Annotated in this window: 29 protein-coding genes and 1 pseudogene; 21 read left to right on the forward strand and 9 right to left on the reverse strand. The window is 66.7% G+C overall.

Features of this window, described 5'->3' with window-relative positions; all coding sequences use genetic code 11:
- Window positions 1–5: 5 nt before the first annotated feature.
- Window positions 6–548, reverse strand: a complete 543-nt coding sequence (locus tag ACR65J_RS02510; RefSeq protein ID WP_440165742.1) for a MarR family winged helix-turn-helix transcriptional regulator — start codon at window positions 546–548, stop codon at window positions 6–8.
- Window positions 549–589: 41 nt separating this feature from the next.
- Between ACR65J_RS02510 and ACR65J_RS02515 the strand changes: the two genes are divergently transcribed.
- The 6 genes from ACR65J_RS02515 to dapF all read left to right on the forward strand — a co-directional run bounded on the left by ACR65J_RS02515 (window position 590) and on the right by dapF (window position 6,167).
- A complete protein-coding gene (locus tag ACR65J_RS02515) occupies window positions 590–814 on the forward strand; it encodes a DUF3046 domain-containing protein (RefSeq protein ID WP_224025609.1) in 225 nt (74 codons plus the stop codon).
- A gap of 227 nt (window positions 815–1,041) precedes the next feature.
- A complete protein-coding gene (gene recA / locus ACR65J_RS02520; protein ID WP_440165858.1) occupies window positions 1,042–2,097 on the forward strand; it encodes a recombinase RecA in 1,056 nt (351 codons plus the stop codon).
- A gap of 72 nt (window positions 2,098–2,169) precedes the next feature.
- The gene (locus tag ACR65J_RS02525) at window positions 2,170–2,718 is read left to right on the forward strand and encodes a regulatory protein RecX (RefSeq protein WP_440165744.1); all 549 of its coding nucleotides are present in this window, start codon (window positions 2,170–2,172) and stop codon (window positions 2,716–2,718) included.
- 3 nt (window positions 2,719–2,721) lie between these two features.
- Window positions 2,722–4,278, forward strand: a complete 1,557-nt coding sequence (gene miaB, locus ACR65J_RS02530; RefSeq protein WP_440165746.1) for a tRNA (N6-isopentenyl adenosine(37)-C2)-methylthiotransferase MiaB — start codon at window positions 2,722–2,724, stop codon at window positions 4,276–4,278.
- A gap of 3 nt (window positions 4,279–4,281) precedes the next feature.
- Complete coding sequence (gene miaA / locus ACR65J_RS02535) at window positions 4,282–5,178, forward strand: tRNA (adenosine(37)-N6)-dimethylallyltransferase MiaA (protein WP_440165748.1); 897 nt, start codon at window positions 4,282–4,284, stop codon at window positions 5,176–5,178.
- Window positions 5,179–5,222: 44 nt separating this feature from the next.
- Entirely contained in the window at window positions 5,223–6,167 is a 945-nt protein-coding gene (gene dapF / locus ACR65J_RS02540) for a diaminopimelate epimerase (protein ID WP_440165750.1), read from the forward strand.
- On the opposite strand, the gene ACR65J_RS02545 is transcribed toward dapF, so the two are convergent.
- The gene (locus ACR65J_RS02545) at window positions 6,139–6,762 is read right to left on the reverse strand and encodes a class I SAM-dependent methyltransferase (RefSeq protein ID WP_440165752.1); all 624 of its coding nucleotides are present in this window, start codon (window positions 6,760–6,762) and stop codon (window positions 6,139–6,141) included. The two genes, dapF and ACR65J_RS02545, sit on opposite strands and share 29 nt — an antisense overlap.
- Window positions 6,763–7,198: 436 nt before the next feature.
- Here ACR65J_RS02545 and hflX point away from each other — a divergent pair, with 436 nt between their 5' ends.
- Together hflX and ACR65J_RS02555 are read left to right on the forward strand one after the other, a co-directional pair.
- Window positions 7,199–8,776 (forward strand): GTPase HflX, encoded by a 1,578-nt coding sequence (gene hflX, locus ACR65J_RS02550; protein WP_440165754.1) that lies wholly within the window; start codon window positions 7,199–7,201, stop codon window positions 8,774–8,776.
- Entirely contained in the window at window positions 8,769–10,826 is a 2,058-nt protein-coding gene (locus tag ACR65J_RS02555; RefSeq protein WP_440165756.1) for an ATP-dependent DNA helicase, read from the forward strand. The genes hflX and ACR65J_RS02555 overlap by 8 nt, the downstream gene beginning before the upstream one ends.
- 62 nt (window positions 10,827–10,888) lie before the next feature.
- Here the strand turns inward: ACR65J_RS02555 and lexA are convergent, their stop codons facing one another.
- The gene (gene lexA / locus ACR65J_RS02560; protein ID WP_440165759.1) at window positions 10,889–11,620 is read right to left on the reverse strand and encodes a transcriptional repressor LexA; all 732 of its coding nucleotides are present in this window, start codon (window positions 11,618–11,620) and stop codon (window positions 10,889–10,891) included.
- Window positions 11,621–11,975: 355 nt separating this feature from the next.
- Between lexA and ACR65J_RS02565 the strand changes: the two genes are divergently transcribed.
- From ACR65J_RS02565 to ACR65J_RS02600, 8 genes are all read left to right on the forward strand, one after another.
- On the forward strand, window positions 11,976–12,326 hold the full coding sequence (locus ACR65J_RS02565) for a LysM peptidoglycan-binding domain-containing protein (RefSeq protein ID WP_440165761.1): 351 nt from the start codon (window positions 11,976–11,978) through the stop codon (window positions 12,324–12,326).
- A 165-nt stretch (window positions 12,327–12,491) separates the two neighbouring features.
- Window positions 12,492–13,610 carry a histidinol-phosphate transaminase gene (locus ACR65J_RS02570; RefSeq protein WP_440165763.1) on the forward strand — a complete coding sequence of 373 codons (1,119 nt, stop codon included), beginning with the start codon at window positions 12,492–12,494 and terminating at the stop codon, window positions 13,608–13,610.
- A gap of 61 nt (window positions 13,611–13,671) precedes the next feature.
- Window positions 13,672–14,298: an imidazoleglycerol-phosphate dehydratase HisB gene (gene hisB / locus ACR65J_RS02575; RefSeq protein WP_440165765.1), complete on the forward strand. Its 627-nt coding sequence runs from the start codon at window positions 13,672–13,674 to the stop codon at window positions 14,296–14,298.
- Window positions 14,295–15,056, forward strand: coding sequence for an imidazole glycerol phosphate synthase subunit HisH (hisH, locus tag ACR65J_RS02580; protein ID WP_440165767.1), 762 nt, complete (start codon window positions 14,295–14,297; stop codon window positions 15,054–15,056). Before hisB ends, hisH begins: the two co-directional genes overlap by 4 nt.
- Entirely contained in the window at window positions 15,057–15,215 is a 159-nt protein-coding gene (locus ACR65J_RS02585) for a CG2302 family histidine operon protein (RefSeq protein ID WP_440165769.1), read from the forward strand.
- A gap of 84 nt (window positions 15,216–15,299) precedes the next feature.
- Window positions 15,300–16,046, forward strand: a complete 747-nt coding sequence (gene priA, locus ACR65J_RS02590) for a bifunctional 1-(5-phosphoribosyl)-5-((5-phosphoribosylamino)methylideneamino)imidazole-4-carboxamide isomerase/phosphoribosylanthranilate isomerase PriA (RefSeq protein WP_440165771.1) — start codon at window positions 15,300–15,302, stop codon at window positions 16,044–16,046.
- A gap of 21 nt (window positions 16,047–16,067) precedes the next feature.
- Window positions 16,068–16,952, forward strand: coding sequence for an SseB family protein (locus ACR65J_RS02595; RefSeq protein ID WP_440165773.1), 885 nt, complete (start codon window positions 16,068–16,070; stop codon window positions 16,950–16,952).
- Between the two features lie 57 nt (window positions 16,953–17,009).
- The gene (locus ACR65J_RS02600) at window positions 17,010–18,308 is read left to right on the forward strand and encodes an MFS transporter (protein ID WP_440165774.1); all 1,299 of its coding nucleotides are present in this window, start codon (window positions 17,010–17,012) and stop codon (window positions 18,306–18,308) included.
- 91 nt (window positions 18,309–18,399) lie between these two features.
- Here ACR65J_RS02600 and ACR65J_RS02605 read toward each other — a convergent pair whose 3' ends face one another.
- Window positions 18,400–18,786 carry a DUF1844 domain-containing protein gene (locus tag ACR65J_RS02605; RefSeq protein WP_440165775.1) on the reverse strand — a complete coding sequence of 129 codons (387 nt, stop codon included), beginning with the start codon at window positions 18,784–18,786 and terminating at the stop codon, window positions 18,400–18,402.
- Window positions 18,787–19,186: 400 nt separating this feature from the next.
- On the opposite strand from ACR65J_RS02605, the gene infC reads away from it, so the two are divergent.
- The 4 genes from infC to ACR65J_RS02625 all read left to right on the forward strand — a co-directional run bounded on the left by infC (window position 19,187) and on the right by ACR65J_RS02625 (window position 22,026).
- Window positions 19,187–20,209, forward strand: coding sequence for a translation initiation factor IF-3 (infC, locus tag ACR65J_RS02610; RefSeq protein WP_440165777.1), 1,023 nt, complete (start codon window positions 19,187–19,189; stop codon window positions 20,207–20,209).
- Window positions 20,210–20,327: 118 nt separating this feature from the next.
- Window positions 20,328–20,522: a 50S ribosomal protein L35 gene (rpmI, locus tag ACR65J_RS02615; RefSeq protein ID WP_009358635.1), complete on the forward strand. Its 195-nt coding sequence runs from the start codon at window positions 20,328–20,330 to the stop codon at window positions 20,520–20,522.
- Between the two features lie 118 nt (window positions 20,523–20,640).
- The gene (gene rplT, locus ACR65J_RS02620) at window positions 20,641–21,030 is read left to right on the forward strand and encodes a 50S ribosomal protein L20 (protein ID WP_018763610.1); all 390 of its coding nucleotides are present in this window, start codon (window positions 20,641–20,643) and stop codon (window positions 21,028–21,030) included.
- A 69-nt stretch (window positions 21,031–21,099) separates the two neighbouring features.
- On the forward strand, window positions 21,100–22,026 hold the full coding sequence (locus ACR65J_RS02625; RefSeq protein WP_440165780.1) for a TrmH family RNA methyltransferase: 927 nt from the start codon (window positions 21,100–21,102) through the stop codon (window positions 22,024–22,026).
- A gap of 140 nt (window positions 22,027–22,166) precedes the next feature.
- Here ACR65J_RS02625 and ACR65J_RS02630 read toward each other — a convergent pair whose 3' ends face one another.
- Both ACR65J_RS02630 and ACR65J_RS02635 read right to left on the reverse strand, forming a co-directional pair.
- Window positions 22,167–22,442, reverse strand: coding sequence for a GlsB/YeaQ/YmgE family stress response membrane protein (locus ACR65J_RS02630; protein ID WP_159632311.1), 276 nt, complete (start codon window positions 22,440–22,442; stop codon window positions 22,167–22,169).
- A gap of 170 nt (window positions 22,443–22,612) precedes the next feature.
- The gene (locus ACR65J_RS02635) at window positions 22,613–23,821 is read right to left on the reverse strand and encodes an MFS transporter (RefSeq protein ID WP_440165781.1); all 1,209 of its coding nucleotides are present in this window, start codon (window positions 23,819–23,821) and stop codon (window positions 22,613–22,615) included.
- Window positions 23,822–23,984: 163 nt separating this feature from the next.
- Between ACR65J_RS02635 and ACR65J_RS02640 the strand changes: the two genes are divergently transcribed.
- Entirely contained in the window at window positions 23,985–24,440 is a 456-nt protein-coding gene (locus ACR65J_RS02640; RefSeq protein WP_440165783.1) for a (deoxy)nucleoside triphosphate pyrophosphohydrolase, read from the forward strand.
- 30 nt (window positions 24,441–24,470) lie between these two features.
- On the opposite strand, the gene ACR65J_RS02645 is transcribed toward ACR65J_RS02640, so the two are convergent.
- The 3 genes and pseudogenes from ACR65J_RS02645 to ACR65J_RS02655 all read right to left on the reverse strand — a co-directional run bounded on the left by ACR65J_RS02645 (window position 24,471) and on the right by ACR65J_RS02655 (window position 26,795).
- Window positions 24,471–25,589, reverse strand: a complete 1,119-nt coding sequence (locus tag ACR65J_RS02645) for an Rv2578c family radical SAM protein (protein WP_440165785.1) — start codon at window positions 25,587–25,589, stop codon at window positions 24,471–24,473.
- Between the two features lie 107 nt (window positions 25,590–25,696).
- Window positions 25,697–26,353, reverse strand: a complete 657-nt coding sequence (locus ACR65J_RS02650) for an SIMPL domain-containing protein (RefSeq protein WP_440165787.1) — start codon at window positions 26,351–26,353, stop codon at window positions 25,697–25,699.
- A pseudogene (locus ACR65J_RS02655) lies at window positions 26,353–26,795 on the reverse strand (hypothetical protein). Before ACR65J_RS02655 ends, ACR65J_RS02650 begins: the two are co-directional and overlap by 1 nt.
- Between the last annotated feature and the right edge of the window lie 35 nt (window positions 26,796–26,830).

The following is a 26,830-nucleotide window of genomic DNA, read 5'->3' on the forward strand; positions in this document are numbered from 1 at the left end:
GTTTCCTAGTCCTCCTGTGCGTGCTCCTGTGCCGAAGATGCGTCCGCGCCTTCCCTGGCGAACCCGTCACGTTCATAGGTGGAGTTCAGCTTGGCCATGCAGCGGGCCAGTTCCTGCAGGTCCTCCACCGGCCACTCGCGCAGCCGCTCCTGGAAGACCTGGCGCCGGGCGTCCTGCACCTGGTGCATCTTTTCTTCGCCTTTCGGCGTCAGCCGGATGGACTGCGCCCGGCGGTCCAGGGGGTCCGCCTCCTTGGATACCAGGCCCAGGCTCTCCAGGAACGCAATCTGCCGGCTGACCGACGGCTTGCCCACCCCGATGTTCATGGCAAGCTCGGTGAGCCGGATGGGTCCTTCCCTGCGGATAACCGTCAGGAGCCCGTACGCCGCAGGCTCCATGTCCGGGTGGACCTCGCGCGAAAGCTGGTTGGAAATGGCCCGTGCCCGCCGCCAGAAGAGGCTGATCTGGTGTTCGACATTCTGCAGCGCGGTGTCGGCGGCATCGTTGCCTGTGTCCTGCAGCGGCGGGAGATCCGGGGAGTTGCTCATGGCAACAATTCTAGGGTCCACAGTCATGAGAGGATTTACCGATGCGAATCAGCGAGTACTGGCGTCTCATGGATGACGAGTTCGGCGCGGGGTACTCCCGCGTGCTGAGCAGTACCCTGGTCCTTGCCGGCGTGGGCGGGCGCACCGCCGACCAGGCCCTGGCCGCCGGAGTCGAACCCCGCAGGGTGTGGCTTGCGGTCTGCGATGTCCAGGATGTGCCGGCGGAACGGCGCCTTGGCCGCGACATCGCCCCACGCCGCGATTAGCAGCGGGGCGCCGCCCTGATCCGGTTGGCCTTGATCCTGCCGCCTGACACGCCGCAGGAGCTCCACTCTTCGAATACCTGTTCGGATAACGCTATGCTTTTTCCATCGGGTTTATCCACATAGCCGTCGTCCTCCGGCCGGAATGTCAGTGGGTCCCCTTAGCGTCAGAGATGACCAATACAACGGCCGCGAAGGCCACCATCGAGAAAGCATTAGAGGTGTCAACCATGGCGGCAGCCCCGGATCGTGCAAAGGCGCTGGAAGCAGCGCTTGCCCAGATTGACAAGCAGTTCGGCAAGGGCTCGGTCATGCGCCTGGGCGACGAAGTCCGCGCGCCGATCGAAGTCATCCCCACCGGCTCCATCGCCCTGGACGTCGCCCTTGGCATTGGCGGGCTCCCGCGCGGCCGGGTCATCGAAATCTATGGTCCTGAATCCTCGGGTAAGACCACCGTTGCCCTGCATGCTGTGGCAAGTGCCCAGCGCGCCGGCGGGATCGCGGCCTTCATCGACGCCGAGCACGCCCTTGACCCGGACTACGCCGCCAAACTGGGCGTGGACACCGATGCCCTCCTTGTTTCACAGCCGGACACCGGCGAGCAGGCCCTGGAGATCATGGACATGCTGGTCGGCTCCGGCTCGCTGGACATTGTGGTCATCGACTCCGTTGCCGCCCTGGTGCCGCGCGCCGAAATCGAAGGCGACATGGGCGACAGCCACGTCGGCCTCCAGGCGCGGCTCATGAGCCAGGCCCTGCGTAAGATCACCGGCCGCCTGAGCCAGACCAAGACCACCGCCATCTTCATCAACCAGCTCCGTGAAAAGATCGGCGTCTTCTTCGGTTCCCCGGAAACCACCACCGGTGGTAAGGCCCTGAAGTTCTACGCGTCGGTCCGCATTGACGTCCGGCGGATCCAGACCCTCAAGGAAGGCGCCGATTCGGTCGGCAACCGGACCAAGGCCAAGATCGTCAAGAACAAGATGGCTCCGCCTTTCAAGGTGGCCGAGTTCGACATCATCTACGGCCAGGGCATCTCCCGCGAAGGCGGCATCATCGACATGGGTGTGGAGCACGGCATCATCAAGAAGTCGGGCTCCTGGTTCACCTACGATGGCGACCAGCTGGGCCAGGGCATGGAGAACTCGCGCCGGTTCCTCCGCGACAACCCGGAGCTGGCTGCCGAGCTTGAGCGCCTTATCAAGGAGAAGCTCGGTGTCGGGGTCAAGCCCGCCGATGATGAATCCAAAGATGCGCCCAAGCTGAAAGCCGTCGACGGGTTCTAGCCCTTGACCGGACCACGAACACGGCGGGCCCGTTCCGGCACCTCTTCAACAGGGGTGTCGGACGGGTCTTCCGTGCCTGAGGACCCGCAGGCCGCGGACGCCGAACCGGACCCGTTCACGGTCGCGCAGGCAATCGTGTACCGACAGTTGACTGCGGCGCCCAAGAGCAGACTGCAGCTTGCCCGGAAGCTGGCCGAACGGAACATCCCGGAACACGTCACCGAGGCTGTACTGGACAAGTTCCAGGAAGTCCGCCTGATCGACGATGCAGAATTCGCTGACATGTGGGTCCGGAGCCGCGCCCAGTCCCGAAAGCTTGCCAAGGGTGCGCTCCGGCGCGAGCTGGCTGAAAAGGGCATCGACCAGGAGACTGCTGCTTCGGCCCTGGAACAGCTGACGGACGCCGATGAGGAAGCTGCCGCCCGTGCCCTGGTGGAGCGCAAGCTGCGGCCCGGGACCGACCTGTCCGTCCCGGGGGAACGGGACAAGGCCGTCCGACGGCTGGCATCCATGCTGGCAAGGAAGGGTTACCAGCCTTCCCAGGCATTCCGGATCGTCAACGATATCCTCGATTCCCGGCAGGAACCCGACAGCGACCCCGTCCAAAGCCGGTACCCTTAACGGGTGAGTTTGACCATTCCTTCCCCCCAAGCCGGCGCCACCCCCTCCGTCGAAGCCGGGGCCGTGCCGCAAGCCGGAACCCTGCCCCGCACATACCAGGTGCGGACCTTTGGCTGCCAGATGAACGTCCACGACTCCGAGCGGATGGCCGGCATGCTCGAGGACGCCGGCTACGTCCCGGCCGCGGGTGAGCATGCCGACGTCGTGGTGTTCAACACGTGCGCGGTCCGGGAAAACGCGGACAACAAGCTCTACGGCAACCTGGGCATCCTGGCCCCCGTGAAGGCAGCCAACCCCGGCATGCAGATCGCCGTGGGCGGTTGCCTGGCGCAAAAGGACCGCGAAACCATCCTCAAGAAGGCGCCGTGGGTGGACGCAGTCTTCGGTACCCACAACGTCGGTGCCCTGCCCGCCCTCCTGGACCGGGCGCGGCATAACAATGAAGCGCAGCTGGAAATCCTCGAGTCCCTGGACGTCTTCCCGTCAACACTGCCCACCAAACGCGACTCCGTTTACTCGGGCTGGGTGTCCATCTCGGTCGGCTGCAACAACACCTGCACCTTCTGCATCGTTCCGGCGCTCCGGGGCAAGGAAAAAGACCGCCGGCCCGGCGACATCCTCGCCGAGATCCAGGCGCTGGTGGATGACGGTGCCATCGAAGTGACCCTGCTCGGCCAAAACGTCAACTCCTACGGGGTGGAGTTCGGGGACCGGCAGGCCTTCTCCAAACTCCTGCGTGCGTGCGGAGAGATCGAGGGGCTGGAACGCGTCCGCTTCACCAGCCCGCACCCGGCTGCCTTCACCGATGACGTCATCGACGCCATGGCAGAGACGCCCAACGTCATGCCTCAACTGCACATGCCGCTACAGTCGGGGTCCGACCGCATCCTGCGGGAGATGAAGCGTTCCTACCGGTCCACCAAATTCCTGGGCATCCTGGACAAGGTCCGCGAGAGGATTCCGCACGCCGCCATCTCCACCGACATCATCGTCGGCTTCCCGGGCGAAACGGAAACGGACTTCAAGGCCACCCTGGACGTGGTGGAAAAGTCCCGCTTCGCCACCGCCTTCACCTTCCAATATTCAAAGCGCCCCGGCACGCCCGCGGCCGACCTGCCCGACCAGCTCCCCAAGGCCGTGGTCCAGGAACGCTTCGAACGCCTCACCGCCCTGCAGGACCGGATCGCCGCGGAGGAAAACCGGAAACAGTTGGGCCGCCGGCTCGAAGTCATGGTGACCGCACAGTCCGGACGCAAGTCGGAGGAAACGCACCGGCTGTCCGGCCGGTCGCAGGACCAGCGGCTGGTCCACTTCTCGGTTCCCCAGGGTGCACCCGCTCCCAGGCCCGGGGACCTCGTCACTGTCACCATCACCGAAGCCGCGGCCTTCCACCTGGTCTCCGATCCCACCCTCGAGGACTACAGCCTTCGCCGGTCACGGGCAGGGGACGCGTGGGACCGGTCCCAGGCCGACTCGTGCGGGGCACCCGCACCCGGCTCCGGGGAGGCACGCAAGGGTGTCTCCCTTGGCATGCCCTCCCTGCCGCTGCGCACCCGCTGACAGGTGGCTGCCCCGCCCGTCATCTCCGTCGTCGGTCCCACCGGCTCCGGCAAGTCCGACCTTGCCGTCAACCTCGCCCTCGAGCTCGACGGCGAGGTCATTAACGCCGATGCCATGCAGTTCTACCGCGGCATGGACATCGGCACTGCCAAAATCACGGTGGCCGAGCGCAGGGGAGTGCCCCACCACCTCCTGGACATCCTTGACGTCGCCCAGGAAGCCAGCGTTTCAGACTTCCAGCTCCAGGCCCGCGAAATCATCGACGACATCCATGGGCGGGGCAAGCGCGCCATCCTGGCCGGCGGATCCGGGCTGTATGTCCGGGCCGCGCTGGACGTCCTGGAATTTCCGGGGACCGACCCCGCGCTCCGTGCCCGGCTTGAGGAGGAGCACGCGGAACTCGGTACTGAGGCACTCCTGGCCAGGCTCCGGATGGTGGATCCCACATCTGCCGCCCGGGTCTCCGATGCCCGGCGCATCATCCGTGCCCTTGAGGTAAAGGAGCTCACCGGCCGGCCCTTCAGCTCCTTCATGCCCCGGCGGGAGTACCACCGGCCAGCCGTCCAGGTGGGCCTCAGCGTGGACCGCGAAGTGCTGCGGGACCGGCTGGCGGCACGGGTGCACCGGATGGTGGACGCGGGCCTGCTGGACGAGGTCCGGATGCTCGACGCACAGGGACTGCGCCGCGGCAAAACCGCGTCCCGCGCCCTGGGTTACTCGCAGTTCCTGCGGGTCGTCGACGGCGCCTCCACCGTCGAGGCCGCCGCGGAAGAAACCATCGTGGCCACCCGGCAGTTCGCCAGGCGGCAGCTGACATGGTTCCGTGCCGATCCACGCATCACCTGGCTCGACTGGCAGGATCCGGAGCTCGTGGACAAGGCAGCGGAGTTGTGCCGGTAGCTGCGGTTTCAGGACCGGCAGCCTCCGCCGCTACGCTTGGAATCATGAATGCAACCCCCGCAGAAGCTCCCGGATCCGCCCTGCGCACCCTGAGCGGGCTCCGCTTTTCCAAGGGGCACGGCACCGGCAACGACTTCGTCCTGGTGGCTGATCCCGAGGGGACGCACGTCATCGACGCCGACCAGGCCGCGGCGCTGTGCGACCGGCACCGCGGGATAGGGGCCGACGGCCTGATCAGGGCCGTCCCCTCCCGCTTCCTCGCTGAAGGCCGGGAACTGCTCGGCGGCGCCCCGGACGCGGAATGGTTCATGGATTACCGCAACGCGGACGGCTCGCTCTCCGAAATGTGCGGCAACGGGGTCCGGGTATTCGTCCACTTCCTGCAGGCCGAGGGCCTCATTGACCTGCCCGACGGCGGATCGCTCACCATCGGCACCCGCGGCGGCGTCAAGACTGTGGTCCGGACCGGAGAAGGCTACGCGGTGGACATGGGACCCTGGGAGTTCATTTTCCCCGGTGAGGCCAGCGCCAAGGCCATGGATTCCCTGGTCACCGCCGACGGGTTGGAGGTTCCCCGGCCGGCCCTCTCCGTGAGCATGGGCAACCCGCACACCGTGGTGGCCCTCGCTGAACTGGCGGAGCTCACGGGCACCAGGCTCTTCACCGCGCCGACAGTCGATCCGGTACCCGCGAACGGGACCAACGTGGAATTCGTCGTTCCGGCAGAACCGCTGGTCCATGAGGGCGTGGGCTCCGTGACCATGCGGGTGCACGAGCGCGGCGTGGGGGAGACCCAGTCCTGCGGGACCGGTGCCTGCGCCGCCGCCGTCGCCATCAGGCATTGGGCGGGGGCAGAAGCCCCCGACGCCTGGCAGGTCCACGTTCCCGGCGGAGTGGTGGGCGTGAAGTTCTTCGCGGGTCCCGCCGGCCACGAGCATGTGGAGCTCAGCGGGCCGGCCGTCATTGTGGCGAGTGGGACGCTTTCCTGACCTTCAGGATCCGAAAGGACTTTGACGTGGACTCTCGGGTCACGGTGAAGGAGCTGTCCAGTTCGGCCGCCAGCCAGCGCTGCAGGGAATCAGAACCCAGGTTCTTCTGCACCACCAGCCAGGCCGTTCCGCCCTCTGCCAGGCGCGGCAGCCACAGTTTGAGCAGGGCGTGCAGTTCATCCTTGCCGATCCTGATGGGCGGGTTGGACCAGATGGTGTCGAAGCGGATGTCCGGATCGACAGCCTCAGGGGTGCTGGCGGCGACGTTCGACAGTCCCAGCGCGGCGGCGTTCTCGTTGGTCAGGGTAATGCAGCGCTCGTTGACGTCCACGGCATAGACCTTAGAAGCGGGGGCCAGCAGAGCCATGGTGAGCGCCACCGGACCCCAGCCGCACCCGATATCCAGGAGGTTGCCCTGGAGATGCGGGCGCGGAACTTCGGCCAGGAGCACCGCGGTGCCCTTGTCGATGCCGTCGGGGCTGAAGATGCCCGTGGAGGTCTGGAGCCGTCGCGCCTCACCGGCCAGTTCCACCGTCAGGGGCTTCCGGGTAAAGGGGCCGGCAGGGGACGTGCTGAAATAGTGTGCGGACTCCATAACTCGCCAGAGTAGTTCCCCCCGCAGCGTAATGGGAAACCGGCCTGGAGGCCCTCTGCTAGGCTGGAAGGCATGTTCCTGATCTTCGAGTAGCCGGTACGGGCCGCGCCCGTCCCGCAGCCTGTCCTCCAGCGACAGTCCGTCCCGCAGCGACGCAGGTTTCCATGCCTTCCGCTTTTGCGCACCGGCCAGACCATTCCGTCTGCCCGGCCGCCGGACAATACTCGAAAGTCAGCCCATTGCTGCATTTCCCGCCATTCTCCGGCCTTTCCCAGCCCTGCCGCGCCCTGACGCGGCATCCGTGCCCCGGCATCGCAGCCGGCGGCGAAACAACCAGGAGAACTGCATGACCGCAGGCCGTCAACCCAGCGCGAATACTTACCAACTTCCAGCCAATCAGCACTATTCTGGAACTGCCGAATCTTCAAAGGAGACCATGACCAGCCAGCCCAACACCGGTTCCGATCCAGCCGCCCAGGACATGAGTCCGCAGGAGATCCAGGCTGTCATCGACCGGATCCTCGCCAAGGACGTTCCCGCCAGAAATGCCGGCACGCCCGGCAGTGAAGGCGGCAGTGGAAAAGCGGTGCTTGGCAAGGCGCAGGCCATTTCCCGCCTTGACGAGGAACACTCAACGTACGACGGCGACCAGCAGGACCTCGAGGAACGGCGCGCGCTGCGCCGCAGGGCGGGCCTGTCCACCGAGCTTGAAGACGTCACCGAGGTCGAATACCGGCAGCTGCGCCTGGAGCGCGTCGTCCTGGCCGGACTCTGGTCCGAGGGCACCCTTGCCGACGCGGAAAACTCGCTGCGTGAGCTGGCCGCCCTGGCCGAGACCGCCGGGTCGGAAGTCCTTGACGGGTTGGTGCAGCGCCGCGACAAGCCGGACCCCGGGACCTTCCTCGGCTCCGGCAAAGCCCTGGAGCTGAAAGACATCGTCACGTCCACGGGCGCGGACACCGTGGTGGTGGACGCCGAACTGGCGCCTTCCCAGCGCCGTGGCCTTGAAGACATCGTCAAGGTCAAGGTCATTGACCGCACGGCCCTGATCCTGGACATCTTCGCCCAGCATGCCAAGAGCCGCGAAGGCAAGGCCCAGGTGGAACTGGCGCAGCTGGAATACCTGCTTCCCCGCCTGCGCGGCTGGGGCGAGTCGATGTCCCGCCAGGCCGGTGGCCAGGTGGGCGGCGCTGCTGCCGGCATGGGCTCCCGCGGTCCCGGTGAAACCAAGATCGAACTGGACCGGCGGCGGATCCGTACCCGCATGGCAAAGCTGCGGCGCGAAATCGCCGCCATGAAGCCGGCACGCGAGACCAAACGGGCCAACCGCCGTCGTAATGAAGTGCCCTCCGTGGCAATCGCCGGATACACCAACGCCGGCAAGTCCTCGCTGCTCAACCGGCTCACGGACGCTGGGGTCCTGGTGGAGAACGCGCTGTTCGCCACGCTGGATCCCACCGTGCGCAAGGCCGAAACCGCTGACGGCCTGGGGTACACCCTGGCCGATACCGTCGGATTCGTCCGATCGCTGCCCACCCAACTGGTGGAAGCCTTCCGCTCCACCCTGGAAGAGGTGGCGGACTCTGACCTGATCCTGCATGTGGTGGACGTTTCGCACCCCGATCCCGAAGGGCAGATCGCTGCGGTCCGGAAGGTTTTCAGCGAAGTTGATGCCCGCAAGGTGCCGGAGATCATCGTCTTGAACAAGGCTGATGCTGCCGACCCCTTCGTGGTGGAGCGGCTGAAGCAGCGCGAGCCACGGCACGTAGTGGTCTCGGCCCGGACAGGGGAGGGCATTCCGGAACTGCTGAAGGCCATCAGCGAATCCATCCCCCGGCCATCCGTGAAGATGGAGTTGCTCATTCCGTACGACCGCGGAGACCTGATCAGCAAGCTGCACGAGTCCGACGCCGAAATCCTCAGCCTGGACCATGTTGAGGCGGGTACCAGGGCGGCGGTGATGGTCCGGGAGGGCCTCGCGTCCGAGCTGGAACCATTCATCGTCAATGACTGACGTCGCGGCCGGCGAGGCTGCGCAGACGGCCGGCGAGCAGTTCGTCATCGAACTGCTCGACCGGGCCGTTGCCGGCATGGGTGGACAAAGCCGCACCGGACAACATGAAATGGCCCGCCAGGTGGCCCGGGCCATCGAAACGGGCAACCACCTATTGGTCCAGGCAGGCACCGGCACCGGCAAATCGCTGGCGTACCTGGTGCCGCTGATCGCCCATGCCCTGGAAAGCAACAAGCCGGCCCTGGTGTCCACGGCCACGCTTGCCCTCCAGACGCAGATTGTGGGCAGGGACCTGCCCCGGCTCCTGAAGAACATCACGCCCGCCCTGGACCGGCCGGTCAAGGTTGCCCTGGTCAAGGGTCGGTCCAACTACGTTTGCCGCCACAAGCTCGAGGGCGGGTTCCCGTCGGAGGAACCATCGGAAGGGCAGCTCTTCTCCCTGGGAGAGGACACCAGCGTTCCACATTTCGCCGCCTCCGTGGGCGGGCCGTCGTCGCAGCTTGGCAAGGAAGTAGTGCGGCTCCGTGAGTGGGCCGAAAAGACAGCCACCGGCGACCGGGACGAACTCCTGCCCGGCGTGACCGACCGTGCCTGGCGGCAGGTTTCCGTGACGTCGATGGAGTGCCTTGGGGCCCAAAAATGCCCCATGGCCGCCGAGTGTTTCAGCGAGCTCGCCCGGCAGGACGCCGCCGAGGCCGACGTGGTGGTGACCAACCACGCCATGCTGGCCGTCAGCGCGTTCGAGGGACTCGCAGTCCTGCCCGAATACGACGTCGTGGTGGTGGACGAAGCGCACGAACTGCAGGACCGTGTCACCGGGGCCGTATCCGGACAGTTGTCCGTGGCCATGGTCCACGCTGCCGCTTCGGGCGCCCGGAAACATACAGCCATCACCGTCGATGCCCTGAACGCCGCAGCGGCGAACCTTGAGCTGGCCCTCGCCGGCGCGCCGAACGGCCTGCTTCCCAACGGCCTGAACGATGAACAGCTGGACTGCGTGGACCAGTTGCGTGAAGCGTGCCGGGCTGCGTTGTCCGATTCCAAAGGGGACAGCAACGCCACAGCCGACGGCGGCCGGCAGCTGGCCCGGTCGCGCCTGATGCTCATCCTGGAACTGTGCGAGCGGCTCATCGCCGCCCGGGAAAACCGGGAAGTGGTGTGGTTTTCCCGTGCCAGCACCTTCGATCCCGGCCAGGGATACTCACCGCCCGACGACAGCGCGCCGGTGCTGATCAACATAGCGCCACTGTCCGTCGCCGGCAGGCTGCGGGAAGGGCTTTTCGCCGATCACACTGTTGTGCTGACCTCCGCCACCCTGGCCATCGGCTCCGCCTTTGAACCTGCGGCAGGGGGACTTGGCCTGATCGGTGACGGCGCGCCCAGCTGGACGGGCGTGGATGTTGGGTCGCCTTTCGACTATCCCAAGCAGGGCATCCTGTACGTGGCAGGCCACCTGCCCAAGCCCGGCCGCGGCGTTTCCCCGGAGGCCCTGGCAGAACTCGAAGCGCTCATCAAAGCCTCCGGTGGGGGTGCCCTCTGCCTGTTCTCTTCACGGCGGGCCGCCGAAGAAGCTGCCGATGCCCTCCGGCCCAAGCTCGATGTGACTGTCCTCTGCCAGGGCGAGTCGACCATGACCGCACTGGTCAAGCAATTCGCCGACGAACCCGACACCTGCCTCTTCGGAACCATGTCCCTGTGGCAGGGCGTCGACGTTCCTGGAGGATCCTGCCGGCTGGTAGTGATAGACCGCATTCCGTTCCCGCGGCCGGATGATCCACTGATGACGGCGCGTTCGCGTGCCGTGGCGCAGGCAGGGGGCAACGGCTTCATGTCCGTTTCGGCCACCCACGCTGCCATCCGGCTGGCCCAGGGTGCCGGACGGCTGATCAGGTCAACCGGAGACAAGGGTGTGGTGGCCGTCCTGGACTCGCGGCTGGCCACCGAACGCTATGCAGGATTCCTGCGCGGCGCACTGCCCCCGTTCTGGGCCACTACGGACCGCGCCAAGGCGCTGGCCGCGCTTACCCGGCTTGGTGCCGACGCATCCTGAGAACTGTGGCGCACGGCCGGCATGAATGCTGGCTGTGGAACCCAGGCTAGAGCGAACGCTGGCTAGAGGGAACGCAGGACTGAGACGACCTTGCCCATGATGGTGGCGTGGTCACCCAGGATCGGTTCGTACTGGGTGTTCTGGGGGAGCAGCCAGGTATGGCCATCGCGCTGGCGGAAGGTCTTCACGGTTGCCTCGTCGTCCAGGAGTGCAGCAACAATGTCGCCGTTGGCAGCGTCAGCCTGGCGCCGGACCACCACCCAGTCGCCATCGCAAATGGCGGCGTCCACCATGGAGTCACCGGCCACCTTGAGCATGAAGAGCTCGCCCTGGCCGACCAATTGGCGTGGCAGCGGCATGACATCTTCCACAAGCTGTTCGGCGAGGATGGGCCCGCCGGCGGCAATCCGGCCCACCAGGGGAACCATGGCCGTATCCAGTGCCGTGGGCAGTTCCGTCACCGTGGCGCCGCCCGTGGCCTGCGGTGCAGGAGACGTGCCGGCACCTTTACCGCCGCCGTCGAGCGTGAGCGGCATCAGTACTTCCATGGCGCGCGGCCGCTTGGGGTCGCGCCGCAGGTAACCCAGCTTCTCCAACTGGGAAAGCTGGTGGGTCACGCTGGACAGGCTGGCAAGACCAACCGTGTCGCCGATCTCGCGCATGGAGGGCGGATACCCGTTCTCATTGACCGAGCGCTGGATGGTCTCGAGGATCTTCTTCTGCCGGGGGGTCAGGCCCTTGGCGGTCCTCTTGGATTGCGGGGCGGTCCTGCCCCCGGCGGCTGCTGCTGCCATGTTCGCCAATGCCTTTCGCTTGCCGCCGGATCCTCCGCGGGCGGCTGTTCCACAGTGCCGCCGGAAGGACTCCCACTGTCATTGTCAGACCCTGCTGATCAACTGCAGTAGTGGTTGTTCTTTCGTTTCAAAGCTAGGCCAGCCACATTGCTTTTTCAAACATTTGTTCTAGCGAGTCTCGACATTGTTCGTTGATAGGTGCTAAAACTTAACCAGCAAAGTTCGAACATGTGTTCTAACCAGCAGATGACCCATTCGAATACGCGGCCGGGATAGGTTCCCGGCGCAGTATGAGCGGTGGGGCAGCAGTCGGCGGGCACCCGGGCAGCACGGCAAGTCCAGGAGGGCTTAGTTCATGTCAGCTTTATCTGTTCACCAGGTTTCACACTCGTCCGCACCCCTGCGGCTGACCCGCCGGGGGAGGATCGTCCTGATCGGAGTACCGCTTGTACTGGTGGCCGTACTCCTGCTGTCGCTTTCGGGGCTCTTCCACTCCCCGGCCAAGGCATCGGACTCCGTGGCGGATCTTGCAGTGACGCCCACGGTCACGGTGACGGTGCAGTCGGGTCAGTCGCTCTGGGCCATTGCCGGCGCCGTAGCTCCCGACCGGGACGCCAGGGACGTTGTGGCGGACATCGTCCAGCTCAACAACCTTGCCGCGGGCACCGTCCTTCCGGGCCAGCAGCTCTTCGTCCCCACTCACTGACCGTCCCCGCCCACTGACCGGCGCCAGCCCTGAGTTCGTGGCCTCTGCCAGGGCGGCCTGCCTGGCTGGCTGGCAAGCCCTGGAGCGGGCGGTCGCGGGACATGCCGAGGGCGAACAGGAACCGTCACATTTTCCGGTGGTTGCCGCGGCCACTAAACTGTTCAGGTGAACGACCAGCTAGAACGTCTGAACCGGCTTCCCCTCCGCAGCAACCTCCGCGGGCTGACCCCCTACGGCGCGCCCCAACTGGACGTCCCCATCCTGCTGAACGTCAATGAAAACACCCATGGTGTTCCCGCTGACGTGCGTGCCGCCATCAGCGCAGCCGTCACTGAGGCCGCTGCGGGCCTCAACCGCTATCCGGACCGCGAGTTCACCGCACTCCGGAAGGCCCTGGCCGAATACCTCGGGCATGGGCTCGACGAAACCAACCTGTGGGCAGCCAACGGCTCCAACGAGGTCCTGCAACAGATCCTCCAGGCCTTCGGCGGTCCAGGCCGCACCGCCCTCGGTTTCCCGCCCACGTACTCCATGTACCCCCTGCTGGCCAGTGGAACAGACACCCAGTACATCACCGGTGAACGGGCGGAGGGCTATGACCTCAGCGCAGAGTCCGCCGCCCGGCAGGTCAAGGAACTGCAGCCGAACATCGTCTTCCTCTGCTCGCCCAACAACCCCACCGGGACGGGACTTGGGCTGGACGTCGTGGAAGCCGTCTATGACGCCGGGGCGGACAGCCAGTCCATCGTGATCGTTGATGAGGCCTACCATGAGTTCGCGCACGACGGAACGCCCAGCGCGCTGACCCTGTTGCCCGGCCGGGAGCGGCTCATCGTGTCCCGCACCATGAGCAAGGCCTTCGCCCTGGCGGGGGCCCGGCTCGGCTACATGGCTGCAGCCCCCGAGGTCACTGACGCCCTGCGGTTGGTCCGCCTGCCGTACCACCTGTCCGCCATCACCCAGGCCACCGCCCTCGCCGCCCTTGAGCACCGCGAAGCGCTGATGGCCGACGTGCAGGACATCAAGAAGCAGCGGGACCGCATCGTGGCCGAGCTGACCAGGATGGGACTCAAGCCTGCCGCGTCGGACTCCAACTACGTGTTCTTCGGCGGCCTGGAAAATCCGCACCAGGTCTGGCAGGAACTGCTGGACGCCGGCGTACTCATCCGCGACGTGGGCATCCCCGGCCACCTCCGCGTCACGGCAGGCACTGAGGCGGAAACCACAGCCTTCCTTACCTCCCTGGAACGCATCCTTGCGGGCCACGCTGCGCTGCACGCCTAGACTTGATACTGCGGCGCTGGACGCCTTGAACCACTTCTTCTCCCACTAAGGATCCTTCACCATGAGTTCAACCGGATCGAATACGGCTGCAGCCCGGACCGCCCGCATGGAGCGTGCCACCAGCGAGTCCTCCGTACTCGTGGAGATCAACCTCGACGGAACCGGAGTGTCGGACATCGATACCTCCGTGCCGTTCTACGACCACATGCTGACGGCCCTGTGCAAGCACTCCCTGATCGACATGACGGTCAAGGCCACCGGCGACACGCACATCGACGTCCACCACACCGTGGAGGACGTCGCCATCACCTTCGGCGAGGTCCTGCGGACCGCCCTGGGCAACAAAGCCGGAATCCGCCGGTTCGGCGAAGCCACCGTGCCGCTGGACGAGGCCCTGGCCAACGCCGTGGTGGACGTGTCCGGCCGCCCCTACCTGGTGCACGGAGGTGAGCCGGCCGGCCAGGAATACCACCTGATTGGGGGCCACTTCACCGGGTCCCTGACCCGCCACGTCTTCGAAGCCATCACGCTGCACGCCGGCATCTGCCTGCACATGAACGTGCTGGCAGGCCGGGACCCGCACCACATCGTCGAGGCACAGTTCAAAGCTTTTGCCCGCGCCTTGCGCGCCGCGGTTGAACCGGATCCCCGGGTTGAGGGCGTCCCCTCCACCAAGGGGGCGCTGTGAGCGGGCAGGTACTGAAGGACGGGGCAATCATTGACCCGTCCGCGTCGCGCAGGCTGCCGTCGCCGCAGGGCAAGCCCACCGTCACGGTGCTGGACTACGGATCCGGGAACGTCAGGTCCGCAGTGCGTGCCCTGGAACGTGCCGGCGCAGAAGTCATCCTGAGCGCCAAGCCGGAGGACGTACTGAACGCAGACGGCCTGGTGGTGCCCGGCGTCGGCGCGTTCGAAACCGTGATGCGCGAACTCAAGGCCGTGGACGGCATCCGGCTCATCGGCCGGCGCGTGGCAGGGGGCCGGCCGGTCCTCGGCATCTGCGTGGGCCTGCAGGTCCTGTTCGAAGCCGGTGTGGAACACGGGACCGAGGCCGAGGGCATCGGCGAATGGCCCGGCAAGGTTGAGGCACTCCGCGCTGAAGTTGTTCCGCACATGGGCTGGAACACGGTCAAGGTCCCCGAAGGCTCCAAACTCTTTGCCGGCGTCGAAAACGAACGGTTCTACTTCGTCCACTCGTACGGCGTGCAGGAATGGAACTTCGACGTCATCCAGCCACGGATGGCGCCGCCCCTGGTTACCTGGTCCGAGCACGGCGGACCGTTCATCGCCGCCGTCGAAAACGGCCCGCTCTGCGCCACCCAGTTCCACCCCGAAAAGTCCGGCGACGCCGGTGCGCGGCTCCTGCGCAACTGGGTGGAAGGCCTGCGCAAGCCGGCCGCCGCCGACCCCGGCGCCCCGGCGGCCGACGCCGGCAGTGACGCCTAGATGTGGCCCGTACTTCTGACCGGCCTCGCCGGCCTGCTGATTGGCGGCGGCATCTCGTTCCGGCAGCAGCGCAAGCCCCTCTGGACCCAGGTGGCCTTTTATGTCCTGGCCGCCATGTCGCTGGTCGCCGCCTACCTGCTCACGCTGCCGGCCAGCTGATGCAGGGGCTCCGCGGCACTGCCTGAACGCGCCGAATTCCACCCGCCTTTGCCCGAAACCCAAGAACCAACACCGAGGATGAGTATGACCACCGCACATGACCTGCCGGTACTAGAGCTCCTGCCAGCCGTCGACGTCGTCAACGGCCAGGCCGTCCGGCTGGTCCAGGGCGAGGCGGGCAGCGAAACCAGCTACGGAACCCCCCTCGAGGCGGCACTGAACTGGCAGCAGCAGGGTGCCGAATGGGTTCACCTGGTGGACCTTGACGCAGCTTTTGGGCGCGGCTCCAACGCCGACCTGCTCCGCGAGGTGGTGGGCAGGCTGGACATCAAGGTAGAGCTCTCGGGCGGCCTCCGCGATGACGAGACCCTGGAAGCAGCCCTCGACCTGGGCGTGGCACGCGTCAACCTGGGGACCGCAGCATTGGAAAACCCCGAGTGGACAGCCAGGGCCATCGAGCGCTTCGGCGACAAGATCGCCGTCGGCCTTGACGTCCGGGGGACCACCCTGGCCGGCCGCGGCTGGACGAAGGAAGGCGGGGACCTGTGGGACGTGCTGGGCCGCCTCGAAGACGCCGGCTGCGCCCGCTACGTGGTGACCGATGTGACCAAGGACGGCACCCTGCAGGGCCCGAACGTTGAACTCCTGCGCCAGATGGTGGAGAAGACCGGCAAGCCCGTGGTGGCCTCCGGCGGCATCTCCAGCCTGGACGACCTCAAAGTCCTCCGCTCGCTGGTCCCCCTGGGCGTCGAAGGTGCCATTGTGGGCAAGGCACTCTACGCCGGAGCGTTCACGCTGCCCGAAGCCCTCGACGTCGCCGGCCGCCGCTAGGCCCCGGAAAGCAGCCCGGCCATGCCCAGCTCCGAAGAACCGGTAAGCCCTCCCGCCCGCCAACTGCCCGGACACATCGCGGCGGCGCTGGCCGGCGCCGGTGGTGCCACGGATTCCGCGGGACAGTCATGGGCCGGCCGCAGCCTCGCCGGTGAGGACGCGAAGATCCATAACTTCGAGGACGACGACGGAACGGCCGACGCCGGCTACCTCGCCGCAATTGCCGCGCTCCGCGGGGGGCGGGGCGACGAGGCGGATGTCGTTGCGTCACTGGCCACGGCCCGGGTTTTCATTCCCATCGTGGCGCAGCTTGCTGAAGAGGCAGAAACAGAACACGGGCTGCACGCCGACAAACAGGCGGACATGGCGCTGGTGACGCTGAAGGCCGCCGACGGCAGGACCGCGCTGCCGGCTTTTACGTCAGCCGCCGCATTGTCCGCCTGGCACCCCGAGGCGCGGCCGGTAGCGGTCTATGCTGCCCGGGCAGCGCTCTCGGCCGTTGCCGAGGGTGCCGAACTCCTGGTCCTGGATCCGGGCGCCGACGTGACGTTCGTGGTGCGCAGGCCCGGCGTTTGGGCCCTCGCCCAGCAGCATGACTGGACCCCCTCCTACAGTGACCAGGAGTTGGCCGCCGAGATGGGCAACGCTGCCGCCGGCTTCGCGGCCGTCCGCGGCATCGAGCTGCTGCCGGGCAGGGGAGTGGCCGCCAGGGCCGCTGACGGCTCAGTGGTCCCCGGCGGAGGTGCCGGTCCTGAACTGCAGGTGGTGCTCTACCTTGAAGACGGACTCGACGCTGCCGGTGTCCAGGAGCTGGTGGCCGGCCTGCAGTCCGAGTGGTCACGGAATGTATTGTTTGGAGAGCGCGTCGACTCCCTTGAAATCAAGCTGAGGCGCGCTCCCGACTAACCGCTGCAGGGTGGGTGATCCCCGCCGGTACAGCGGAATACCCTGAAGGACCGCTTCGTGAATTTCGCTCTCTACCGGGAGTTGCTCGCCATCCGGCCAATCCGGCGGCTGCTGCTGGTGGGCATGGTTGCCCGCATCCCGCATTCAGCCGCAGGGGTCCTGCTGACCCTGCACATCGTCCTCACCCTCGGCCAGGGCTACGCCGCAGCCGGCGCTGCAGCGGCGGTCATGACCATCGGCATCGCCCTCGGGGCGCCGTGGCGGGGGAGGCGCGTGGATACCGTGGGACTGCGGACCGCCCTCATCCCCTCGGTCATCTCAGAGACCGTGATCTGGTCCATCGTGCCCCACGTGTCCTACCAGTGGCTCCTGCCGCTGGTCTTCGTGGGCGGCCTGCTCACGCTGCCAATCTTCAGTGTGGTGCGGCAATCCCTGGGGGTCCTGGCCGAGGGTGACCAGCGGCGCACCGCATTCGCCCTCGATGCCATCACCACGGAATTCGTGTTCATGATCGGCCCGGCCGCCGGCGCCGTCGTAGCCACCAGCGGCCACACTACTGCGGGCCTGACAGTGGTGGGCGTGGCTACGTCCCTCGCCGGGCTGTTCCTCATGTGGTTCAACCCGCCCACCCGCAGCCGGGACCAAACGGTCGAATGCGTCGAGGACGAACAGCACGCTGCGGAAGTCGCCGTCGTCTCCACTGCTCCGGCGCATGCCCAGGAAGCGGTCGCGGAGCTGGCCCCTGCCGGCGCGGCCACCAGCGCGGCACAGCGCGGCCTGCGGGGAAGGCTGGCCGGCGGCTTCGCCTGGTTCACCGCCACGGTCGCGGCACTCTTCGCCGTCGCCGCGGGCGCGGGCATGGTCCTCAGCGGCACCGACGTCGGCATTGTCGCAGCCCTGGAAACCGGCGGCCACCAGAGCGAAATCGGGATCGTCTTTGTCTTCTGGTGCGCTGCCTCCGTGCTGGGCGGCCTAATTTACGGCGCCATGCACCGGCCCATTCCACCTGTCTTCCTGCTGCTGGGCATGGCCGCGCTGACCCTGCCCATGGCCTTCGCCCACGACACCTGGACGCTTTCCTTCGTCTCCGTCCTTCCGGGCCTGCTCTGCGCCCCCGTGCTGTCCGCGGCCTCCGAGAAGGTGGCGGACCTGGTATCGGAGGAGCGGCGCGGGGAGGCGATGGGCTGGTACGGCTCCGCGCTGACCGCCGGTGTTGCGCTGGGTTCGCCCCTCGCCGGGGTCTTCATCGACATCATGGGTCCCTCCGGCGGCTTCGTGTCCGTCGGTGCCGCCGGCGTGCTGCTCTGCCTGGTGGGCCTGGCGCTCCAGCAGCGCCGCCGCCGCGCCGCCGCGTGAGCCTCCCCGTCCACCGGGGAGTTAAAGCGCGACGGCGGGACGACCTGCAAAGGCCGTCCCGCCGTCGGACGCTGCTTGGGGGAGTTGCTCCCTAGTTCACGGCTCCGGTGTACTTTTCACCCGGGCCCTTGCCCGGTGCGTCAGGAATCAGCGACTCTTCACGGAAAGCCAGTTGCAGGGACCGCAGGCCGTCGCGCAAGGGTCCGGCGTGCTGGGATCCGATCTCCGGAGCTGCCGCGGTCACCAGGCCGGCCAGTGCGGTGATCAGCTTCCGGGCCTCGTCGAGGTCCTTGAGTTCCGCTGCGTTGTCCTCTGCGGCCAGGCCAAGCTTTACCGCGGCCGCGCTCATCAGGTGCACGGCGGCCGTGGTGATGACCTCGATGGCGGGAACTTCGGAGATATCGCGGATCTGTTGTGAAACGTCTGCGCCTGCTTCGCCCGGCTCGAAGACGTATGAATTACTGTCTGGGGTGCTCATACTGGTAAGCTTGACACAGACCGACTGGATGTCGTTATTTCAGGGATTGTCCCGGACGATCAGGTTCCCAACAGCGCTTCGCAGCGTTGACGGGAATTTTTTCTGTAGAATGGCATCCAGTTTGCAAGCGGAGTTCTCTCCCACCCGCGTCAGCCGTTGTCCCACCTGTTCCCTTGGAACCTGCAGGGACGCAAGGTTGCCGGGTACCTGGTTGGGCATGGGCCGGCATTTGCCGGGACTGTGCACGTGCAGCCCTTTGCGGGGTTGCCGGTCCAACCTCTCTGAGGCCTTCGATTGCTCCGGCAATTGGGGGCCTTCTTCATTTGCCGGACTCCACATCAAACACAGGAGCTTTAACATTAGCGAGCCAAGAATCAATGAGCGTATCCGCGTCCCCGAGGTGCGGCTGGTCGGCCCTGCAGGTGAACAGGTAGGAATCGTCCGTATTGAGGATGCCCTGCGCCTGGCTGCCGAGTCCGACCTTGATCTCGTTGAAGTTGCACCTCAGGCGAAGCCTCCGGTGTGCAAGCTGATGGACTTCGGCAAGTACAAGTACGAGGCCGCGGTCAAGGCACGTGAGGCCCGGAAGAACCAGACGAACACTGTTCTAAAGGAAATCCGCTTCCGCCTGAAGATCGACACCCACGACTACGAGACCAAGCGCGGCCACGCCCTGCGCTTCCTCGGCGCCGGGGACAAGGTCAAGGCCATGATCCAGTTCCGTGGCCGTGAGCAGCAGCGTCCGGAGATGGGCATCCGCCTGCTCCAGCGCTTCGCCGACGACGTCGCCGAAGTCGGCGTGGTGGAGTCCAGCCCCCGTATCGACGGCCGCAACATGGTCATGGTGGTTGGCCCGCTGAAGAACAAGGCTGAGGCCAAGGCGGAAGCACGCCGGGCAACCCAGCGCGCCGAGGCCAAGGCCCAGAACGAAGCCAAGGCTGCGGGACGCGTCGACACCTCCGGCCAGGACCAGGCCCCCATGACCCAGTCACTGGCGGACCTCCTGCCGGAAGGCTTCACCGTGTCCACTGAACCGGAGGCCACGGCCGCGGACAGCGCCCCGGTTGAAGCGCCTGCTGCCGCTCCTGAGCAGGAAGCCCCCAAGGCTCCGGCACCGAAGCAGGAAGTTCCGAAGCAGGAGGCCCCGAAGGCTCCCGCTCCCAAGCAGGAAGCTCCCAAGCAGGAGGCTCCGAAGCAGGAAGCCCCCAAGGCCGCAGCTCCCAAGGCTGCTGCACCGAAGGCGGCCGCTCCGGCGCCCAAGCCTGCAACTGCCGCAAAGCCGGAAGCAGCCGCACCGGCTGCGCCGAAGCCCGCCGGTGTGCCTGCGCCGCCGAAGCCGGTGGCCAGGCCTGCTGCGCCGAAGCCTGCTGCCCGCCCTGCCCCCAAGGCAGTGCCGAAGCCGGCCGGTAAGAAGACCAACTAGTTCACCGCTGCCGGGGCACGTCCCCGGCAGTCAGCAACCAGCATGCTGCCCGCAGGGGTGGCTGCGCGATAGAACTGCCGGCCTCCGGGCCCGCAGAAACGTAAGGAGATCGGTTCCCATGCCGAAGATGAAGACCCACAGTGGTGCTAAGAAGCGCTTCAAGCTGACCGGCAGCGGCAAGCTGCGCCGCCAGCAGGCCAACCGCCGCCACTATCTGGAGCACAAGTCCAGCCGCCTGACCCGCCGCCTTGCCGGCGACAAGATCGTCTTCAAGGGCGACGCCAAGGTCATCCGGAAGATGCTCGGCATCTAGTTTCCAAGTTTATTGATGGACCGCTTACCGGTGGTCCGTCACCTGCCAAACAGCCTTCTCAGGCCGCCGGAACACCGGCAACAGATGCTTGGGATCAGATTTTCGAAGGAGTACGCACGTGGCACGTGTGAAGAGGGCGGTCAACGCCCACAAGAAGCGCCGGGTTGTTCTTGAACGGGCGAAGGGTTACCGCGGACAGCGTTCGCGCCTGTACCGCAAGGCCAAGGAACAGCTGCTGCACTCGTTTGTGTACAGCTACGGTGACCGCAAGAAGAAGAAGGGCGACTTCCGCCGCCTGTGGATCCAGCGCATCAACGCTGCGTCCCGCGCCAACGGCCTCACCTACAACCGCCTCATCCAGGGCCTGAAGGCCGCTGAGGTCGAGGTTGACCGCCGCATGCTGGCCGAGCTTGCCGTTTCTGACGCCAACGCCTTCGCCGCACTGGTCCAGGTGGCCAAGGACTCCCTGCCGGCAGACACTTCCGCCAAGAAGGTTGCCGCAGCCTAGCAGCCGCTGCCGCCCCTCGCCGAAGGGGCCAGTTCAGGAACTGGAAGCGTCAGCTACTACAGTTCTTGTATGAACGAAACCGGGCGCCCGCAAGATCTTCCATTGTCCAACCCCCGAGCCGATCGGGTCAGGGACGTGGCAAAGCTTGCAGGGCGCCCGGCCCGTTTAAAGCGCGGCCAGTTCCTTGCTGAAGGGCCACAGGCCGTCCGGGAAGCCCTCAAGCTCCACCAGCAGCGCCTCGCGGCGGGAGCGCCCGGAGTGGTCACCGAGGTATTCGCCAGCGAAAGCTGCCTGGGCCGCTTCCCCGAATTCGATGAGCTCGCCGAAGGCACCAACGCGCGACTCGCCACCGATGAGGTCCTGGCGGCCATGGCGGACACCGTCAACCCGCAGGGGATCGTGGCAGTCTGCAGGTTCGTGGACGTTGCCTTGGCGGATGTGCTCGACGCCGGCCCACGCCTGATTGCTGTGCTGTGCCAGGTCAGGGACCCGGGAAATGCAGGCACCGTGCTGCGGGCGGCTGATTCGGCCGGCGCCGACGCCGTCATTTTCACAGCGTCCAGCGTTGACATCTACAACCCCAAGGCCGTCCGCTCCACCGCGGGGTCGCTCTTCCACCTTCCGGTCGTCCTGGCCGCAGATCCCGCGGAACTGGCTGCCGCCTGCAAGGCCCGTGGCATCGGCGTCCTCGCAGCCGACGGTTACGGGCAGCTGGACCTGGATGTCCTGCAGGACGAGAACGCGCGCCGCAGGCTCACCGGTGCAGGCCCCGAACCCGCCTTTGACCTCGCTGCACCGACCGCGTGGTTCTTTGGGAACGAGGCCCAGGGACTCTCCGATGAGGAGCTTGGCCTGGCGGACCACCGGGTTGCGGTTCCGGTGTACGGTGCGGCCGAGAGCCTCAACCTTGGAACGGCAGCCACCGTGTGCCTCTACGCCAGCGCCCGTTCCCAGCGCCGTCCCGAGACTGCCGCCGGGCAGGTCCGCGCCGGGTAGCGAAGCCCGACGGCGGCCGGCGGCCCGCGCCCACACGGATTCCCGGTTCGTCCCTGGACGTCCGCGGGGCAGCATTGCTGCCGGCCACAAAGAAAGGCCCCGGAAATCCGGGGCCCGATGGTTGTTGCTGGACAGAGTTATCAGGGAGCGCGGCTGGCTTTTCCGCGTCCGGTGACGGCCCCGTAGATGCCGGCGACAACCAGGCCACCGACGATAGCGAGAATCCAGGTGCCGAGGTCGAAGAAGGCAAGATCGCCCTTGTTGAACAGGAGGCTGCCAATCCAGCCGCCAACGATGGCTCCAACGACACCCAGGATGAGGCTGGTGACCCAGCCGCCGCCGACCCGTCCGGGCATAACGGCTTTAACGATGGCCCCGACTATCAGGCCCAGAATAATCCAAGCAAGAAAACCCATGTCTCCTCCTCATTGTGACCGGGATTAATAGTCCCGATGAGCCTCAAGCTAACATAAGCACCCGGCAAAGTCAGTAGCCCCAAAAAGGGCGTTGCCGCATCGTTAGGAGCCTTAGCCGGCCGGGAGTTTGGTTGCTGCCGTGGCCGCGGAGACACGCGGCGGCCGCCGGCTTAGCCCGCCAGCGGCCTCTTGCGTTCCAGCAGGCCGCTGAGGAGGGCGACGCCGAAACCGAGGACGGCCAGGACGGCGCCGACGAGTGCCGGGGCAACAAAACCCCACCCGAGGGCGATGACCACTCCACCAAGGAACGCGCCGAGTGCGTTGGCGACGTTCAGCGCGGCATGGTTGAGGGACGATGCCAGCGACGGTGCATCCGGCGAGGCGTCGAGCAGCCGGGTCTGCAGGGCGGGGATCAGCATGGAACCGGAAGCTCCCACCACGAACACCATCACCATGGCGCTCCACGGCCAGTGGGCTGCCACCGCGTAAACCACCAGGGCAACGGCAATTGCCGGGAGGACACGGTAGAGGGTGCCCATCACCGATTTGTCGGCCAGCCTGCCCCCGACGATGTTCCCGGCAACCATGCCCAGCCCGTAGAGCGCCACCACCAGGGGAAGCAGCCCCGACGGGATGCCGGCCACGGCCGTCATGGTGTGCGCGATGTACGTGTAGGTGGCGAAGAAGCCGCCGAAGCCCACGATGCCCACCAGGAGGGCAAGCCAGACCTGGATCCGCCTGAGGGCGCCAAGTTCGCGGCGGATGCTGGCATCGGGGTGGGCGTGCTGGAACGGGACGAACTTCCACACCATGGCCAGGGCCAGCAGGCCGATGGCGCCCACCAGCACAAACAGCAGGCGCCACCCGAAGGTTTGGCCCAGCCACGTGGCGAACGGTACGCCCACCACATTGGACACGCTGAGCCCGGCCATGACCATGGAGATGGCCCAGCCCCGCCGGGTGGGGGGAACCAGGGATGCGGCGATGACTGCTGCAACTCCGAAGAACGCCCCGTGCGGCAGCCCGGCGGCAAAACGGGACACGAGCATCGACCCGTAGTCAGGGGCGATGAACGAGGTCAGGTTGGCCACGGTGAAGAACAGCAGGAGGCCCAGTGCCAGTTTCTTCCGGGGCAGCCTGGCGCCAACGGCGGCGAGGAGGGGAGCGCCTACGACTACTCCCAGTGCGTAGGCGGAGATCAGGTGGCCCGCCTCGGGAGTGCTGATCCCCAGGCCCTGTTCCACTTCCTTCAGCAGGCCCATCATGGTGAACTCGGTGACGCCGATGCCCACCCCGCCCATGGCCAGGGCAAAGATGGCCATGCCGACGTTGGGGGTCTTGGTGCGGGCTGCCGTGGACGGGGAAAGGACGCTGCTCATATGCCTGCTTCTCAAACGGTGGAACTGGAAAGGGGACGGGACGCCACGGCAATGGGGCAGGAAGGTCCGGACAGTGAGGCCAACCCCAGACGGGCAGGACCTATTCCCTGGGGATGGGAATACTGTTCCGGGCTATTCCCATTGTGGCCCATAGAATGGGCCGGTGACTGGACTGATTCAGGTAGTGGGCGGAGCCGTGGTGGACACGCTGGCCAATCCAACGGCACTGCTGGTGGCGCGGCGGAGCGCTCCGGAGCACCTGGCCGGGCTGTGGGAGTTCCCCGGGGGCAAGGTGGAACACGGCGAGGCTCCCGAAGCAGCGCTGGTACGGGAACTGGTGGAGGAACTGGGAATCCGCGTCCGGCTGGGGGCAGAGCTGCCCGCGGAAACACCGGCCGGCTGGGCCCTCAATGACCGGGCCAGCATGCGGGTCTGGTTCGCCGAGGTAACTCATGGCGAAGCCGCGCCCCTTGAGGACCACGACGAACTGCGCTGGATCCAGCTGCAGGACCGCGGGGCGGTGCTTGGCCTGGCGTGGATCCCGGCCGATTATCCGATTGTGCATGCGCTCCTGGACGCCGTAGCGGCGCTGGTGCCTGGGTCGCCGGCGCTGGATTGAACCCCTGACACCACCAGGCCCTGAAGCCGGCTAGAAGAGCGCGTCCTGCACCGCGGGCCGGGATGCCGAAGTAGACGCTGCCGGGGAACCAGCAGGGGAGCCTCCGGTAACCGTGGTGGGAATGATCCCGGCCGGGTACTCCGCTTCCTCGACCCGGGGATCGTCCAGGTCCCGGTGGCTGAAGCCGGAGGAATGCGAGAAGCCGTGGCGTGCCTTGAAATAGCGGACCTTGCCGGCAAGCCACATCCGGTACTCCTTGGACGCGTAGGAGCCGGTCCCGTAAAGCCGCCGGTAGCGCCCGGCCAGTTCGGGGTGGTGGGTGGCGATCCACTTCATGAACCATTCCCTGGTGCCCGGCTTCAGGTACAGCGCGCCCGCGGTGACGCCGGTTGCGCCGGCGGCAGCGAGCGAACCGAACAGCGCATCGAGGGCTTCGTCGCTGTCGGAGAGCCACGGCAGGATGGGCATCGCCATGACCCCGCAGGGGAGTCCGGCCTCGCGAAGGCGGGACACCAGTTTGAGCCGGGCCCTGGGTCCCGGCGTGCCGGGCTCAATGGCCTCGGACAGATCTTCATCAGTCATCGCCAGAGAGATGCCAAGCCCTACCGGTACCTGCGCAGCAGCGCTCTTGAGCAGCGGGATGTCGCGCGCCAGCAGGGTCCCTTTGGTGAGGATGGACAGGGGAGTTCCGGACTCCGCGAGAGCGTTGATGATTCCGGGCATGAGCTTGTACCTGCCCTCGGCCCGCTGGTAGGGATCGGTGTTGGTGCCCAGGGCCACCTGTTGGCGCGTCCAGGAGGCCTTGTTCAGTTCCTTCCGGAGGATCTCTGCTGCGTTGACCTTCACCACCACCTGGCTGTCAAAATCCATGCCGGCGTCGAAGTCCAGGTAGGTGTGGCTCTTGCGGGCAAAGCAGTACACGCAGGCGTGGCTGCAGCCGCGGTAGGGATTCACTGTCCATTCGAACGGCATTTTCGATCCCGCAGGGACCCTGTTGAGCACCGATTTGGCAGTGACCTCGTGGAACGTGATCCCGGCGAACTCAGGGGTGGTGACGGAACGGACCAAGCCTGCCAGCGGCAGCAGCGCCGGACCGGGTCCACCAGGGGCGTCCGGTGTGGGCACCAGTGCTTGCGCTTCCCATCTCATGACACCCATTCGAAAACATGTTCGAATTTAAGTCAAGGCGCCGCGCACTCCAAACCAGTCGAAACAACGCCTCGACGCGGCGGATACAGCTGCAGGCGGCAAGGGGGCTAGGGCCGCAGTTCCCACGTGACGGTAACGGCTGCCTCAACCCGGTTCACGCCCGGTTCCACCGAGGGCCCTTCCGTGGCGGATGCCCGCTGGATCCCGGCCAGCGGGAGCGGCCCCGGTGCCGGGCGCGTGTCGGTGACAGTGAGCACCCGCCCTAACGTGGCTGAGGCCAACGCGGCATACTGCCCGGCAGAGCTGAGCGCGTCCTTCCATGCGGCGTCACGGGCCTGCGCCCGGACCACGGAATCGTCCGAAAGGACCAATTGCAGGCTGTTCAAACGGACATCGTCTCCGGCGGTGCGGACAGCCTCGGAGACGACTGCGGACGCGCTGCCGAGGTCCCGTAGCCTGCCCGCCACGCTGCTTGACGCCACGTAGCCCACAAGCCGTTGGCCTTCGCCGTCCCGCCAGGCCAGGTCGGCCCGGACGGCCAGGCCGGCCGAGCGGATGTCGTCCGCGGCAACGCCGCGGCTGCGGAGGACCGAGGCAACTGCCGCCAGGCCCTGTCCGGCTGCCTCATACGCTTCCGCGACCGATTCGGCGCGGCATTCCACTCCGACGGAAACCAGCATCAGGTCGGGGGCTGCTTCCGCCCATCCGGTCCCTGTGGCGGTGACGGTCCCCGGCTCGGCCCGGACATGCGCTTCACGCTCCATCAGGCACCCCTCTCCGCGGTGAGCGGGTAGCCGCCGGCGGCCAGGCCTGCCCGCCGCTCGAAGATGTTCGCCGTCCCCGGATTGCCGGTGCGCAGCACGGACCAGCCGGCGGCTACCAGGTACAAGGGGATGAAGGGCAGCCCCAGGCACCACGCGTACTGGCTGCAGTGCCGTTCCTCGTGTCCCAGGAGCGCTGGCCGGGACAGCAGGTCCGCAGCCGTGCTGCGGCACAGCACCACGTTGCCCAGGGTGTAGGCGCCGGCAAAAGGCAGGCGCCAGCGGCGATGATTAGTCCGCGGGGACCGCGGCAGATGCTCGTCCTGGCGGCGAGGGCGACGGCGAGCCCGGCCAGGGTGCTCCCGTTGAGGAGGTTTGCTGCCCGCCTGAGCCGCTGGGCCGTCGTCGGGCCATCAAGGGCACCCGCGCGCTGCCGCAAAGTCATGAGGCCATGGTAGCCGGAGGGTTCTACTAGACTGG

The organism is Arthrobacter sp. SAFR-044 (assembly GCF_059414985.1).